General features: G+C 67.9%; 13 protein-coding genes. 3 read left to right on the top strand and 10 right to left on the bottom strand.

Annotation, left to right across the window (positions count from 1 at the left end):
• Positions 1-42: 42 nt before the first annotated feature.
• From ACKUU6_RS13080 to ACKUU6_RS13090, 3 genes are all read right to left on the bottom strand, one after another.
• Positions 43-756, bottom strand: coding sequence for an HNH endonuclease (locus tag ACKUU6_RS13080; RefSeq protein ID WP_407988679.1), 714 nt, complete (start codon positions 754-756; stop codon positions 43-45).
• On the bottom strand, positions 753-1,844 hold the full coding sequence (locus ACKUU6_RS13085) for an AAA family ATPase (RefSeq protein ID WP_407988680.1): 1,092 nt from the start codon (positions 1,842-1,844) through the stop codon (positions 753-755). Before ACKUU6_RS13085 ends, ACKUU6_RS13080 begins: the two co-directional genes overlap by 4 nt.
• 61 nt (positions 1,845-1,905) lie before the next feature.
• Positions 1,906-2,844, bottom strand: coding sequence for a LysR substrate-binding domain-containing protein (locus ACKUU6_RS13090; protein WP_407988681.1), 939 nt, complete (start codon positions 2,842-2,844; stop codon positions 1,906-1,908).
• Positions 2,845-2,974: 130 nt separating this feature from the next.
• Here ACKUU6_RS13090 and ACKUU6_RS13095 point away from each other — a divergent pair, with 130 nt between their 5' ends.
• Both ACKUU6_RS13095 and ACKUU6_RS13100 read left to right on the top strand, forming a co-directional pair.
• Positions 2,975-3,526 carry a peroxiredoxin gene (locus tag ACKUU6_RS13095; RefSeq protein WP_407988682.1) on the top strand — a complete coding sequence of 184 codons (552 nt, stop codon included), beginning with the start codon at positions 2,975-2,977 and terminating at the stop codon, positions 3,524-3,526.
• Between the two features lie 3 nt (positions 3,527-3,529).
• Positions 3,530-4,066 carry an alkyl hydroperoxide reductase gene (locus ACKUU6_RS13100; RefSeq protein ID WP_405019030.1) on the top strand — a complete coding sequence of 179 codons (537 nt, stop codon included), beginning with the start codon at positions 3,530-3,532 and terminating at the stop codon, positions 4,064-4,066.
• A gap of 70 nt (positions 4,067-4,136) precedes the next feature.
• Here the strand turns inward: ACKUU6_RS13100 and ACKUU6_RS13105 are convergent, their stop codons facing one another.
• The 5 genes from ACKUU6_RS13105 to ACKUU6_RS13125 form a co-directional block, all read right to left on the bottom strand.
• Positions 4,137-5,420, bottom strand: coding sequence for an AI-2E family transporter (locus ACKUU6_RS13105; RefSeq protein WP_407988683.1), 1,284 nt, complete (start codon positions 5,418-5,420; stop codon positions 4,137-4,139).
• Positions 5,421-5,783: 363 nt separating this feature from the next.
• The gene (locus tag ACKUU6_RS13110; RefSeq protein ID WP_407988685.1) at positions 5,784-6,464 is read right to left on the bottom strand and encodes a transglycosylase SLT domain-containing protein; all 681 of its coding nucleotides are present in this window, start codon (positions 6,462-6,464) and stop codon (positions 5,784-5,786) included.
• A gap of 418 nt (positions 6,465-6,882) precedes the next feature.
• Entirely contained in the window at positions 6,883-8,217 is a 1,335-nt protein-coding gene (locus ACKUU6_RS13115; RefSeq protein ID WP_407988686.1) for a PhoH family protein, read from the bottom strand.
• 168 nt (positions 8,218-8,385) lie between these two features.
• Positions 8,386-8,511, bottom strand: a complete 126-nt coding sequence (locus ACKUU6_RS13120; RefSeq protein ID WP_407988687.1) for an undecaprenyl diphosphate synthase family protein — start codon at positions 8,509-8,511, stop codon at positions 8,386-8,388.
• 28 nt (positions 8,512-8,539) lie between these two features.
• Positions 8,540-9,334: an isoprenyl transferase gene (locus tag ACKUU6_RS13125; protein ID WP_407988688.1), complete on the bottom strand. Its 795-nt coding sequence runs from the start codon at positions 9,332-9,334 to the stop codon at positions 8,540-8,542.
• 347 nt (positions 9,335-9,681) lie between these two features.
• Between ACKUU6_RS13125 and ACKUU6_RS13130 the strand changes: the two genes are divergently transcribed.
• A complete protein-coding gene (locus ACKUU6_RS13130) occupies positions 9,682-11,274 on the top strand; it encodes a chitinase (protein WP_407988689.1) in 1,593 nt (530 codons plus the stop codon).
• Between the two features lie 310 nt (positions 11,275-11,584).
• Here ACKUU6_RS13130 and ACKUU6_RS13135 read toward each other — a convergent pair whose 3' ends face one another.
• Positions 11,585-12,694, bottom strand: a complete 1,110-nt coding sequence (locus ACKUU6_RS13135) for a hypothetical protein (protein WP_407988690.1) — start codon at positions 12,692-12,694, stop codon at positions 11,585-11,587.
• Positions 12,695-12,774: 80 nt separating this feature from the next.
• Positions 12,775-14,571, bottom strand: coding sequence for a GmrSD restriction endonuclease domain-containing protein (locus tag ACKUU6_RS13140; RefSeq protein WP_407988691.1), 1,797 nt, complete (start codon positions 14,569-14,571; stop codon positions 12,775-12,777).
• Between the last annotated feature and the right edge of the window lie 11 nt (positions 14,572-14,582).

Below are 14,582 nucleotides of genomic sequence, written 5' to 3' on the forward strand. Positions count from 1 at the left end.
CCAGGCCAGGGCGGTCAGGCCAGGGCGGTCAGGCCAGGGCGGTCAGGCCAGGGCGGTCAGTGCCTCCAACGCCTCCGGGCCCAGCACCACTTCGGCCAGCGGGCGGTTGCCGGCCAGCCGGTACACGGCACGGACCACGTCGGCCTGCCAGAGCAGGTCGATCGCGTCGGCGATCTCGGCCGCGGTGGCGTGGTCGCCGGCCGCCGTACGGGTGTGCCAGTCACGGAGCAGCGCCTTGACCACGGTGAAGGCCAGTCGGCGGCCACGGACCAGCTCCGCGCGGGAGTTGAGGGCGAAGACGTCGATGGTGGCGTGGCCCTTGGCGGTCAGGCCCTGGTAAGCGCCGGACTCCAGGTAGAGCCGCAGGTGGTCGGCCGGGTCCTCGGTGGCCGGGTCTATCAGGAGCGGCATTCCGCTGGCCGGGTCGCAGGGGAAGCGGTCGCGCTTCTGGTTGGAGTTGCAGTAGGCGCAGGCCAGCAAGTGGTTGTGCCAGTCGAAGGTGCGGAGCGGCGCGCGGGCGATCGGCTCGAAGTGGTCGATGTCGGTGCCCAGGTTGTCGCCGCAGTACATGCAGCGCAGCAGTCCGGGCGTCATCCGGTGCAGCAGCGTGCGCAGTTTGGCCTTGGGGTCACGTGCGGTCCGCCAGGCCGCCCGGCCGGTCGCCGTGGTCGGTCCTGCCTTTCGGATCGCCTCGGTGCGGCGGGCCAGGTCGGCCGCCAACTGGTCGGTCAGCGGCGGACGTTGCAGCGGGATCATCGGGCACCGCCCAGCCTGTCCCTCGCCTCGTCCACCCTGGCCGACAGCGAGGCGTTCAGCCGGGCACCCAGCTCGCGGTACTCGGCCACCTCGGCGCTGGAGGCGTGGCCTGCGTACAGCTTGCGCTCCAGCGCGATCAGCAGCCGCCGCTCGGCCTCCGCCTGCGGCGAGTAGACGCTCGGCAGCCCGAACAGCTCGGTCAGCGCGGCATCGTCCCCGCTGCCGTAGACGATCCGCTGGTACAGGTCCTCGTCCAGCACGTACGGCGCCGACTCCTCGCCGGGGCCCGGGAGTCGGACCAGACCGCCCGGGTCGGCCGCCTGACAGACGTACGGGCTGTGGGTGCTGACGACGAACTGGAGCCGGGGGAAGTGCCCGACCAGCCACTCGCCCAGGCGCTGCTGCCATTCCGGGTGGAGGTGCGCCTCGACCTCGTCGATCAACACCACCCCGGGCACCGGCACGCTGGGCGGCGTGCCCTCGATCACCAACTCCTGTTCCGGATAGGCGTGGTGGGTCCGGGCCAGCAGACCGAGCACCAGGCCGACCACGGCGGCGAAGCCGCCGGAGAGACCGTACTCGGTGCCGCCGACGTCGATCTGGACTCCGTCGCTGTCGATCCGGCCGATCCGGTGGCCGGCCGGCAGCAGCCCGTCGTCGAGCAGCCCCCTGACCCCGGCGACCAGTTCGACCGCGCCGGGCCGGTACTCCAGGGCCTGCAGCTGCTGGCCGACCAACCAGCCGACACCGTCGGTGAGTTCACGCCGGGCGGGGTAGCAGGCCCAGAAACCGTGCGCGCCGTTGCGGCGCGCGCTCAAGCCATCGTCGGTACGGGTGACCCGCCAGTGCGCACCGTCCAGCCGGATGCCGCCCTCGTCCGCACCCGGCGCCAGCCAACCCGCCGGATCGGTCTCCTCGCCCAGCGCCGCCGCGAGGGCCGCCAGCAGGGTGCTCTTGCCCGCGCCGTTCGGTCCGGCCAGCACCGTCCAGCCTGCGTGCGAGCCGTCCGGCCTGGTCAGGTCGAGATCGACGTTCCTGGCGCCCCGGAAACCGCGCAGGTTCTCCACTTCGAGCCTGGAGACGTACATCCGCCCACCCCTCCCCGTTCGCGCGGTCAGCCTCGGACCGAGCCCAAGGAGTGATTACCCGTCACGACACGATCCTGACCGGCAACTCGGCGAGAACCTCGCGCAGCGAGTCGGCGAACCGTTCGTACTCCGGCGTCCGCGCCGAGCCGGGACGGGTAGCCAGACCGATCCGGCGGCCCGGCGCCGGATGGGCGAACCGGACGGCGGCCAGCCGGTCGGTCCGGCCCGCCTCGACGTCCAGGGCGGTGGCCGGCAGCAGGGTGACCCCGAGCCCGCCCGCCACCAGCTGGACCAGGGTCGAGAGCCCGGCGGCCCGGGTCGAGCCGCCCGTGCCGTCGGCACCGACCTCGCGGCACAGGTCGAGGGCCTGGTCGCGCAGGCAGTGCCCCTCCTCCAGGAGCAGCACGTCCAGGTCGAGCAGGACGTCCCGGGGCACGTCGGTCCGCCCGGCCAGCTCGTGGTCGGGCGGGGTGACCAGCACGAAGTCCTCGTCGAACAGCGGGATGTCCCGGGTCGGCGAGGAACCGCCGGAGGGCAGCGCCAGCAGCAGCACGTCGAGCCGCCCGGCGGCCAGGCCGTCCAGCAGGGCGGGGGTGCGCTCCTCGTGCACGTGCAGTTCGAGCTCGGGGTAGCCGTCCCGGACCAGCCGGAGCACGGTCGGCAGCAGGTACGGAGCCACGGTCGGGATCACCCCGAGGTGCAGCGGCCCGGTGAAGGGGCGGCGGGCCGCCTCGACCTCCTCGGTGAGGGCGTGCAGGGCCGACAGCACCCGGCGCGCGTGATCGGCGACCCGCTCCCCCAGGGGAGTGATGATGACCCGCCGCGTCGTACGCTCGATCAGCTGCGCGCCGAGCGCCTCCTCCAACGCGGCGACCGCTCCGGAGAGCGCGGGCTGGCTGGTGCCGCCCGCTGCGGCGGCCTCGCGGAAGTGCCGGTGCTCGGCGACCGCCAGGTAGGCCCTCAGCTGGGCGAGGGTGGGGGTGCGGGGCTTGGGGTTCACGGTACTGATAGCTGACTCCGATCAATCGGATCAAGTCTAACGATTTCCGCTATCAGTTGGCGTATGCGACTGTGGATGCTGTCCGCAATGCGGACACTTTCCCTCAGTTTCCAAGCCTGGAGAAGCGAACGTGCTTACGATCGGTGACAAGTTCCCGGAGTTCGAACTCAACGCCTGTGTCGACCTCGACGCCGCGAACGCCTTCGCCGAGATCAACCACAAGTCCTACGAGGGCAAGTGGAAGATCGTCTTCTTCTGGCCGATGGACTTCACGTTCGTCTGCCCGACCGAGATCGCCGCGTTCGGCAAGCTGAACGAGGAGTTCGCCGACCGCGACGCCCAGATTCTCGGCGTCTCCGGCGACTCCGAGTTCGTGCACCACGCCTGGCGCAAGGACCACAAGGACCTCCGCGACCTGCCCTTCCCGATGATGGCCGACGTCAAGCACGACCTGATGCGGGCCTGCGGCGTCGAGGGCGCGGACGGCACCGCCCAGCGCGCCGTGTTCATCGTGGACCCGAACAACGAGATCCAGTTCGTCATGGTGACCGCCGGTTCCGTCGGCCGTAACCCCAAGGAGGTCCTGCGGGTCCTCGACGCCCTGCAGACCGACGAGCTGTGCCCGTGCAACTGGACCAAGGGCGAGGACACCCTCGACGCCCAGACCCTGCTGGCGGGCTGACCCGTGGCACTGGACGAGCTCAAGGCCGCTCTGCCGGACTACGCCAAGGACCTCAAGCTCAACCTGAGCGCGGTCATAGGCAACTCGGAGCTGCCCGCCCAGCAGCTCTGGGGCACCGTGCTCTCCTGCGCCATGGCGACTCGCTCGCCGGCAGTGCTGCGTGAGCTGGAGCCCGTCGCCAAGGCCGAGCTGAGCCCGGCGGCGTACAACGCCGCCAAGGGCGCGGCCGCCGTCATGGGGATGAACAACGTCTACTACCGGACCACCCACCTGCTCTCCGACAAGGAGTACAGCGGGATGCGGGCCGGGCTGCGGATGAACATCATCGGCACGCCGGGCGTGGAGAAGGCCGACTTCGAGCTGTGGTGCTTCGCCGTCTCGGCGATCAACGGCTGCGGTCAGTGCCTCGACTCGCACGAGGGCGTGCTCCGCAAGGCGGGCGTCGACCGCGAGGTCATCCAGGCGTCGATCAAGATCGCGGCAGTGCTGCAGGCCGTGGCGGCCACCCTCGACTCCGAGGCCGTGCTCGCCGCACTGTAGGCACGAGGTTTTTCAGCCAGGGGCCCGGAGAACAACGACACCGTTCTCCGGGCCCCTGGCGCATGCCCGCTCAACCTCCGTTGACGCGCGCGGCTTCCAGGGCCTCGAAGACCTGCTGGCCGGCCGCGGCGCGGCGGCGGAGGTGGACCACCACGGTGTTGGTGACGGCGATCAGCGGGACGGAGACGATCGCACCGCCGATGCCGCCGACGATGGTGCCCGCCGCGACCCCGAGGACCACGGCGAGCGGGTGGACCCGGACCGCCCGGCCGAGGATCAGCGGTTGCAGCAGGTGCCCCTCGATCTGCTGGACCGCGACCAGCACGACCATCACCATCAGCGCGGTGAACGGCCCCTGGGTCACCAGCGCGATCAGCACAGCGATGGTCCCGGTGACGAGCGCGCCGACCAGCGGCACGAAGGCCCCCAGGAAGACGATCACGGCCAGCGGCAGCGCCAGTTGGACGCCGAGCAGCTGGATGCCGATCCCGATGCAGAGCGCGTCGATGAAGGCCACGCAGACGGTCCCGCGCACGTACGCGGTCAGGGTGGCCCAGGCCTTCGGCCCGGCGCCCGCCATCGCGTAACGGGACTGCCGGGGCAGCATGCCGAGGGCCCAGCCCCAGATCCGGGCGCCGTCGTAGAGCAGGAAGAACGTGGTGAAGGCGGTCAGCACCACGCCGGTCAGCACCTCGACCGCGATCGTCACGCCGGTGAACCCGGCGGAGGTGATCTGCTCGGAGTTGGTGCCGATCGCGGTGGAGATCTGCTTGGCGAAGTCGGTGATCTGCTGCTGCGTCAGGTGCAGCGGCCCGGTGACCAGCCAGTCCCGGATCCGTTCGACGCCGACCTGGACCTGGTCGGTGACCGAGTGCAGGTTGGTGGTCACCTGCCAGACCACGAACCAGCCGACCAGCCCGATGCCCGCCACCCCGCTCAGGAACGTTCCTGCCGCCGCCAGCGAACGCGGCACGCCGAGGCGGCGCAGCCAGGAGACCGTCGGCTCCAGCAGCGCGGAGATCAGCAGGGCGGCCAGCACCGCGAAGGCGACCAGCCGGAGCATGTCGACCACCCGGAACAGCAGGTAGAGCGCGCCGGCCAGCAGCAGCAGCCGCCAGGTCGACTCGGCCGCCACCCGCAGGCCCCAGGGCACCGCGTCGGCCGGGGTGGCCGGGCGGGGTGCGTGGAACTCGCGGACCGGCTCGGGCCTGACCTCGACCACCACCGGCTCGGGGTCCCGGGGCGTCGGAAGCTGTTCGTGCTGCTCCACCATGGCGGCCGCGATGGCCGCCCGCTGTTGCAGCGCGCTGCCCAGCCGGACCGCCACCCGGGACATCCACCAGCCCTGTGCCACCTAGACCACCGTTCCCCGTTCGCGCCGTGGGTCCGCCACGGTCGTCCGGGACGACCGTACCCGGCGGAGGCGGCCCAGCACCCGCGAGTTCGGCCACGGGAAACCGACAAACCGTCACAGATCATCATGTTTCGATGCCCCTGAATACGGGAACTGCCCCGTTACACGGACCAACCGTCCGCGGACCGGCACCTCCGGAGCTACCAGGACCCACTCCGGAGCGTCGCGTACCGCATCCAGGACCGCACCGCCCGAGGCACGCTGGTCAGCCGGCTCCGGGCGGCGCGGCCCGTTCCCGGACGGAGAACGGCGAAGGCCCCGATCCCAGCGGGATCGGGGCCTTCGTGTGGCCCGACGGTGTGTCTAGTACCAGTGGTGCGACTGCCAGAACGACCAGGCGCCGCAGGGCGAGCCGTAGCGGTCGTTCATGTAGTTCAGGCCCCACTTGATCTGGGTCGCGGGGTTGGTCCGCCAGTCGGCGCCGACGGAGGCCATCTTGTTGCCCGGGAGCGCCTGGACCAGACCGTAGGCACCGGAGCTGGCGTTGCTGGCGGTGTAGTCCCAGCCGCTCTCGCGCTTCACGATCTGGCTGAAGCACTGGAACTGGGACTGGTCGCCGATGATCTGGAGCGCCATGTCCTGGACCGAGCCCGGGCTGACGGCGGCCATCACGGAGCGCGCCTTGGCGCGGTTCGCGGCCTCCTCGTCGGCCTTGCGCTTCGCCTCGGCGGCCTTCGCGGCCTTCTCGGCGTCGGCCTTGGCCTGCGCGTCGGCGGCGGCCTTCTGGCGCGCGGCCTCCTCGGCAGCCTTCTTGGCCGCGGCGTCGGCGGACGCCTGCTGGGCGTTGGCCTGCGCGGTGAAGTGGTCGCTGACGGCCTGCGCCTGCGCACCGATCGGAACGTCCTGGAGCAGGGTGGCTCCCGCGACATCGACCGTCTGGGTCTGCGCGCCCTCGCTGCCCGAGGCCACACCCACGACGGCACCGACAGCGGTGACGGCGGTGGCTGAGGCGACAGCAACTCCCCGGACCGAGATCCGAGTCACATGGTTTCCTTCCGGCGTCGCCCCGTACGCGTGACCACTGGGGCGCAACATGCCCCTGGTCACTGGTCTCCATGGTGCTGCTGGTCACGGGAGACGCGGGCCCGGCACCGGGCCGGCGGTGACCGGATCGGCGTTTCGTTCGGGCGGCGTACGGCTCATCCTTGTTCAGTTGTGCGCCCGATAACCGTAGTTGTCGGGTGATATGTGCCGTACGCGGGGCCTGACAGAACCCTCACCATGCCGCACGGGGACCGGTCAACGCAATTCCCTCTTGCGTGGCGGATCTCACAGACTTCACGACCAGCACGTTTGCCCGAGACGCCGACGAGGGTCCGTCAGATGTGGTCACGACAGCGGGACCTGATACTTCGTACCAGGTCCCGCTGTCCGGTTCTGCCCCGTTATGACCGGGGTCGACCTAGGGCTGCACGTCCTCCAGGAGCTCCGTGACCAGCGCCGCGATCGGCGAACGCTCCGAGCGGGTCAGCGTGATGTGGGCGAACAACGGGTGCCCCTTCAGCTTCTCCACCACCGCCACCACCCCGTCGTACCGGCCGACCCGGAGGTTGTCGCGCTGGGCGACGTCGTGGGTGAGCACCACCCGCGACCCCTGGCCGATCCGGGACAGCACGGTGAGCAGCACGTTCCGCTCCAGCGACTGCGCCTCGTCCACGATCACGAACGCGTCGTGGAGCGACCGGCCCCGGATGTGGGTGAGCGGGAGGACCTCCAGCATCCCGCGGGAGATCACCTCCTCGATCACGGCCGGGGTGGTGACGGCCGAGAGGGTGTCGAAGACCGCCTGCGCCCAGGGGCTCATCTTCTCCGACTCGGAACCGGGCAGGTAGCCCAACTCCTGCCCGCCGACCGCGTAGAGCGGCCGGAAGACCATCACCTTCCGGTGCTGCTGCCGCTCCAGCACCGCCTCCAGGCCCGCGCACAGCGCCAGCGCGGACTTGCCCGTCCCCGCCCGGCCGCCCATCGACACGATCCCGACCTCCTGGTCGAGCAGCAGGTCGAGGGCGACCCGCTGCTCGGCACTCCGGCCGCGCAGCCCGAACACCTCGCGGTCGCCCCTGACCAGCCGGACCCGGCCGTCCTGGGTGACCCGGCCAAGGGCCCGGCCGCGCTCCGAGGTGAGCACCAGCCCGGTGTGCACCGGGAGCTCCGCCGCACCGTCCACGTCCAGCGCGACGTCGTGGCCGGCGCCGAACAGCGCGTCCACCTGGTCGCCGGAGACGTGCAGTTCGGACATTCCGGTCCAGCCGGAGGTGATCGCCAGCTCCGCCCGGTACTCCTCGGCGAGCAGACCGACCGAACTGGCCTTGATCCGGAGCGGCAGGTCCTTGGAGACGACGGTGACGTCGTACCCCTCGGCCTGGAGGTTCCGCGCGACGGCGAGGATCCGGGTGTCCGCCTCGCCACCGCCGAGGCGGTAGCCGGCCGGGAGCACCGAGGTGTCCGAGTGGTTGAGCTCCACCCGGATGCTGCCACCGAGCTCGCCCACCGGGATCGGCTCATCGAGCCGCCCGTGCCGGACCCGGAAGTCGTCCAGCAGCCTCAGTGCCTGGCGGGCGAAGTAGCCCAGCTCCGGATGGTGCCGCTTGGCCTCCAACTCCGTGACCACCACCACGGGGAGGACGACCTCGTGCTCCTCGAAACGGGTCATGGCGAGTGGATCCGCCAGGAGCACGCTGGTGTCGAGAACGTACGTGCGCCGGTCTGGCGTCCGGCGGCTCTTTGTACTGACCACTAGGCCTCCAGAGCGGATGACCCTGCGTCACCCGCGGCATGCCGGTCCCCGCGCCCCCGGTTGGCCGGAGTACCGGTCTGACAGGGGTATTCCCAGGCGAACGGCACCACGAACCCGACGACGGATCATCGTTGGTTAACTTTCGGTGCGTCAGCTCCCGCCGGGACCTCACAGCCCGAGACGACGGTTCCTCAGCTGGTAGTCCCGCAGCGCCCGCAGGAAGTCGACCTTCCGGAACGCCGGCCAGTACGCCTCACAGAAGTAGGCTGCGTCACCGTGGGGGACGACCCCCACACCCCCAGCCCCGCCGCGACCCGCCGCTTCACAGCCCGAGACGACGGTTCCTCAGCTGGTAGTCCCGCAGCGCCCGCAGGAAGTCGACCTTCCGGAACGCCGGCCAGTACGCCTCACAGAAGTAGAACTCGCTGTGCGCGCTCTGCCAGAGCAGGAAGCCGGACAGCCGCTGTTCGCCCGAGGTGCGGATGACCAGGTCAGGGTCCGGCTGGCCCTTGGTGTAGAGGTGTTCGGCGATGTGCTCGACGTCGAGGATCTCGGCCAGTTCCTCGATCGAGGTGCCGCGGCCCGCGTGCTCCTGGAGCAGGGAGCGGACGGCGTCCGCGATCTCGTGCCGTCCGCCGTACCCGACCGCGACGTTGACGGTGATGCCGTCGATGCCGGCGGTGGCCTCGGCGGCCTCCTTGAGCACATCGGAGGTGCGCGAGGGCAGCAGGTCGAGCGCGCCGACCGGGTGGACCCGCCAGCGGCCGTCCGCGGCGAGCCGCCGGACGGTGTCCTCGATGATCCCGAGCAGCGGCACCAGTTCGTCGGCCGGCCGGGAGAGGTTGTCGGTGGAGAGCATCCAGAGCGTGACCACCTGGACGTGCGTCTCGTCGCACCAGCCCAGGAACTCGCTGATCTTGTCCGCGCCGCGCTGGTGCCCGTCGGCCGTGGTGCCGCCGGTGGCGCGGGCCCAGCGGCGGTTGCCGTCCAGGATCACGCCGATGTGGTGCGGGGTGTTCGCGAGGTGGACCTCGACCCGGCGCCCGTAGAGCCGGTAGGCGTTGTCCAGCAGGGTTCGGAGACCCGGCGTGCGCTCGACGACGTCGCGCAGACCCATGGTGTTCGACCCCTCCGTGCTCGGTCCTCCTCGGGTACGTCGAATACCCTCGCGCAGCCTACTCCCGGACCGGTCCGCACGGTAAAGCCGCAGGTACCGAAGGTGTCACAGCCTCAGATCGGCGGCGTGACGCGGGACACGGAACGGTCTCCGCTTCCTTAAATGTCCCGTAAGCCGACGCCGAGTTCTTGACGCCCCCCAATGGTCTAGTCCAGCTTGTGACCGAGAGCGGCAGCCCACCCCACCGGTCGCCGCCCTCCGAGTACCACTGCGGACCTCCCCTCCCCCACGCGGAGCCGCCGCGCCCCCCACCGCGGCGGCTCCTCCCTCCCCACAGGAGCGTCTCCATGGCACGATCGCTGCCACAGCAGTCCCACCGGCGCCGACGCAACCCCCTCCCCGCCGCCCTCGCGGCCGGGACCACCGCGCTCGCGCTGGCCGCCACCGGCCTCGCCCTGTTCGCCGGTGGCGCCAACGCCGCCGTGGGCAACCTCGTGAGCAACGGCGGCTTCGAGGGTGGCGACCTCACCGGCTGGACCTGTACCGGCGGCGCGAGCGTCGTCGGCTCGCCCGCCCGCTCCGGCGCGTACGCGCTGAACGCGGCCCCGAGCGCCTCGGACACCGCCGAGTGCCGGCAGACCGTCAGCGTGCTCCCCAACACCAGCTACTCGCTGGCCGGCTGGGTGCAGGGCCCGTACACCTACCTCGGCGTACGCGGCACCGGCGGCACCGACCCGTCCACCTGGTCGAGCCAGTCCAGCTGGAACCAGCTCTCCTCGTCCTTCACCACGGGCGCAGGCGTCAGCAGCATCACCGTGTACGTGCACGGCTGGTACGGCCAGGGCGCCTACCAGGCGGACGACATCACCCTGACCGGCCCGGGCGGCACCGCCTCCCCGTCGGCCTCGCCCTCCCCCAGCGCGAGCGCCTCCGCCTCGGCCAGCCCGAGCGCGAGCCCCAGCACGAGTCCCAGCACCAGCCCGAGCAGCAGTCCGACCGCCAGCCCGAGCCCGACCGTCACACCCACCACCCCCGCCACCGGCCTGCCCAAGCACGTGGTCACCGGTTACTGGCACAACTTCGACAACGGCGCGACCGTCCAGAAGCTGGGCGAGGTGCAGAGCGCGTACGACATCATCGCGGTCTCCTTCGCGGACGCCGTCCCGACCAGGACCGGGGCGATCACCTTCCAGCTGGACCCGGGTCTGTCCAGCAAGCTCGGCGGCTACACCGACGCCCAGTTCCGGGCCGACGTGAAGGCAAAGCAGGCGGCCGGCAAGAAGGTCGTCCTCTCCATCGGCGGCCAGAACGGCGCCATCTCGGTGGGCGACGCCACCGCCGCGGCCGCCTTCACCGACAGCGCCTACGCGGTGCTGAAGGACTACGGCTTCGACGGCATCGACGTCGACCTGGAGAACGGCGTCAACCCGGAGCACCTGGGCAACGCACTGCTCAACCTCCAGGCCAAGGTCGGTTCGGCGTTCGTCCTGACCATGGCGCCCGAGACCATCGGCGTCTACAGCACCGCCGGCGCGTACTTCCAGCTGGCGCTGAAGACCAAGTCCGTCCTGACCGTCATGAACACCCAGTTCTACAACTCGGGCGGCATGAACGGCTGCGACGGCAAGGTCTACAACCAGGGCACCATCGACTTCATCACCGCCCAGGTCTGCACCCAGATCCAGGGCGGCCTGCGTCCGGACCAGGTCGGCATCGGTGTCCCGGCCTCCAGCAAGGCGGCGGGCGGCGGCTACGTGGCCCCGAGCGTGGTCAACAACGCGCTGAGCTGCCTGGCGACCGGCACCAACTGCGGCAGCTTCGTCCCGCCGGCCAAGTGGCCGACCATCCGCGGCGCGATGACCTGGTCGACCAACTGGGACGCCAACAACGGCAACGCCTTCTCCAACACGGTGGGCCCGTTCGTCCACGCCATGCCGTAACACCTCCCCGGTGCGCCGCCCATGAGGGTGAGGCCGCGTACCACCGGGCCCGCCGTACCCACCAGGTGCGGCGGGCGCCGGCGTTGACGTGCCGTCATGTAGGTTCCAGGAACCTATGGCCCCTGAGGTCGGCGTGACCTGGGCATGATTCCAACGTCCAGCGGATTGGCCCACGGCGCCGTCCAGGTCCCGCGTCCCTCCCCGACCCAAGACCCTGCCAGCCACCTCGCCGTTCAGCTCCAGCTAAGTGGCCGCGCTGAACAACGAGTGCCGAGTTGCCTTCAGCCCTTGGGCGGCGGTTGGCGAGCCTTCAATCCACAGGAGGCGCGGTGTCGATAGCTGGCTGCATCTGGAACCGCCAGATCCGCAGCACCCGGTGCTTCCGCTCCCAGTAGCTGTCGGGAATCAGCTGGGCGAGTACCGCCGGCTCTGGCTCTTCACGTAGCGCCCGAATCTCCCCATCTTCGGTGGTGACGGCCTCCAAGAATTGACGGGTGTAGAGCGTGCTTAGTGTGTCGAGGAATGCAAATCCTTGCTCTGCCATCTGGCGAACCGCTACGTCATCCGGAAGATCTGGCGCGAAGACATAGTCCAGCCTCTCCAGCCTTCCCTCGTCGTCGAAGTGCGATGTCTGGGTCTCCGACCAGCCACCGTGCAGCATCAGGAACCAGGCCAACCTGCGTTCGTCGGGGGCGGTGATGATGCGGCCAGCAGCTAGCAGTTCCACCCCTCCGATGGTCAGCGCCCGTGTCTCCTCCCCCTCCCCAAGCCGTTCAACTACCCTTTCTTGATCTCGGTTCATGACGACCGAGAAGGTGAGGGGCGGCTCGGTCGCGAGATGCCCGTCCCCAAGGAGGTGCATCTCGTTTGCCATGGCGGCATCGGTGGCGGATAGCCTCTGGTACTTCCCGACGAGGCGGAAGGTGGAAGGATCGACCAGTGTCCACATCCTCATTCGGCTCCAGAAGAGGGCGTACAGCAACCGTCCGCCCGTAGCCTGAGCGTATGCCTGAGCTGCGGTCACGTCTGCGGCGCGTATCTTCGCCTCCAGACCGTTCCCGATAGGGGCGATGTTCTTGACCTCAACCAGCAGTTGCGCGCCATCGTTCAGGACGATGCGGAAGTCCGGCGGCTGAATCTGACCCTGCGCGTCGTCAAAGTAGAAGAGCCCCGAGTCCTCGGTCTTGATCAGCCGAACAGAGCCGAGAGCCACAACCACAGCCTCAAACGCGTACTGTACCTGCCAGCCCTGCAGCCTGGACGGATTGTCCAGCGACGAGAGCAGAGCATCACTGATCGCCGTAACCGTCTCCGCATGCCGATCACGAAGCAGTTCCTGCCCAGGTTCTGGCAGCGCAAGGTCGAGCAACGGCAGGACTTCGAGCCCCAGATTGCCTTTTCGCCCTCGTCGGAGCGTCATATCCCCACCCTCTGTCTGCCGGACCTGTCTGCAACGGCCTGAAAACCTTTGCTACCAAGAGCGTGGATCGTCAGCGATGCTCACGATGCCGGAAAGCGCCTGACGAGCTCAATCATGCCACTCGCCAATACCTCATCCGTATTTGGGCCGTTCCTTACGAAGAATTTTCCATCATACATAACTGGAGCCGACATCGCGGCAGGCTCCAAAGTCCAAAGCAAATAGTCTCCATATCGGAAAGGTTTCAGCGTACTAGCGAGCGCTTCCGCAAAGCGAGGCTCAAGCTTAGAGTTCTTGATCTTATCGATTAGCCACCGAAAGAACTCGTCAACGGACTTGCCAAGCGCGTCGAGCTCATGCTGCGTGCCTGTGACATGAAACCGGTCGATCTGCTGACTGTTGACACCTGTAAACCTCTTGATGGCCGCCGCGTCACTGGCATCGTCGGCGACCCCAATGAAGATCACACCCTTGGCTTGGGCCCTAGTGTTAGCCATGGCGCTAGCAATCTTCAGAATCTTATTGAAGCTACCCTCATCAAAAGCCGAGGGCTTATTCAGCTGGCAGAATCCTTGCTTCAGCTCGAAAAGTGCCTCTTCAGTCAGAGCCATGCGTAGGGTCGACTCGAATCTGAAGGCCTGCTCTTGAAGCTTCAGCTTGTGCTCATCCTTGGTTGCCTCAAAGTGGGGCCGCAAGTGTCCCTTGACCGCGTTGATCAAGGTTGTCTTCCGCTCCCCTCCCCAGTTCCCTCCTCCTGGGATGCTCAGATCCTTATCCCAAAATCCCTTGAGTGCAGCAGAGAATTCCTTCTTGCTCTTTGGAACCAGATCCTCCTCATGGAGAAGCTGATCCACAGCTACGAACAGCGCATGGAAGTGGCGGGGAATTCCACGCGGATTCTGCTGCGTGACGGTCCAGGTGGAATACGGAGCGCCTGCAATATCAAGGGTCTCCCGAATCAGGTCGAGAGTATCCATGAAGCGACGTTCGACTTCACCTGCCCCCAAGGTCAGCAATCTCGAACGAATAAGCCCCGCCGAGGTGGAGGAAGATGACCGATCCTCGGCATAGGCGGCATTTCTGTAGTCCAGTCCACTGGATGCTAGAGGTCGCAAAATTAGATCAAGAAGGAGGTCGAGAACAAGCTCTTCATCACGAGACTCACGCACAGAATCGTTCGAGAGAATCCCCTGCTTGATCCAGAAGATCCCTTCGTCAAAGATACCGTAAGAGAGATTTCTATTGGTGATACTGATCTTCGGCATATCGTTCAGATTGACATAATCGGTCAGCGAGGAGTCGCCACGGATGGCTGCACTTATCCGCCGCACCAGGCCAGAGATCTCCATTGTCGACCCGGCCTGACGGATCTCCTGAGGGCTCAGATATCGTCCGGATGAGTTGATCCTACGGAATACTTCATCAACTGATGACTCACTGGCCGATCGATAGGTCGATACGGGTAGCTGATAGTTGGTGAAATCTCGACAGGTCGCGCGATCCAAGATGGGCTCTCGCTGCGCAAGCCTCCCTTCATCCTTGAGAAACTTAGTATCCGCCAGTGTCTCAATATCGAAGAATTTGCCATCAACAGGGAACTCGTTCTCAATGAATGCAAACAGAGCATTCAGACGCTGAAGTCCATCGATGACTTCCAGGCGCGCCACGTCCTCATGCTGACTTTCGGCCAGCAGGATTAGCGGAATGGGAAGTTTCTTGAGAACGGAATCGATTAGCCTTTCCTTCTCTTCGACAGTCCAAACAAGTTTCCGCTGGTACCGGCGATTAATCAGGAATCGATTCTTCCCGTACTCGCTATAGAGCTGCTGAAGGCTCTCGCCCTTGACGGAGAGCTCCGTACTGTCTGCCGCGGCCACTTCAATCCCCT

It is taken from the genome of Kitasatospora sp. CMC57 (assembly GCF_045866025.2).
Lineage (GTDB): Bacteria > Actinomycetota > Actinomycetes > Streptomycetales > Streptomycetaceae > Kitasatospora.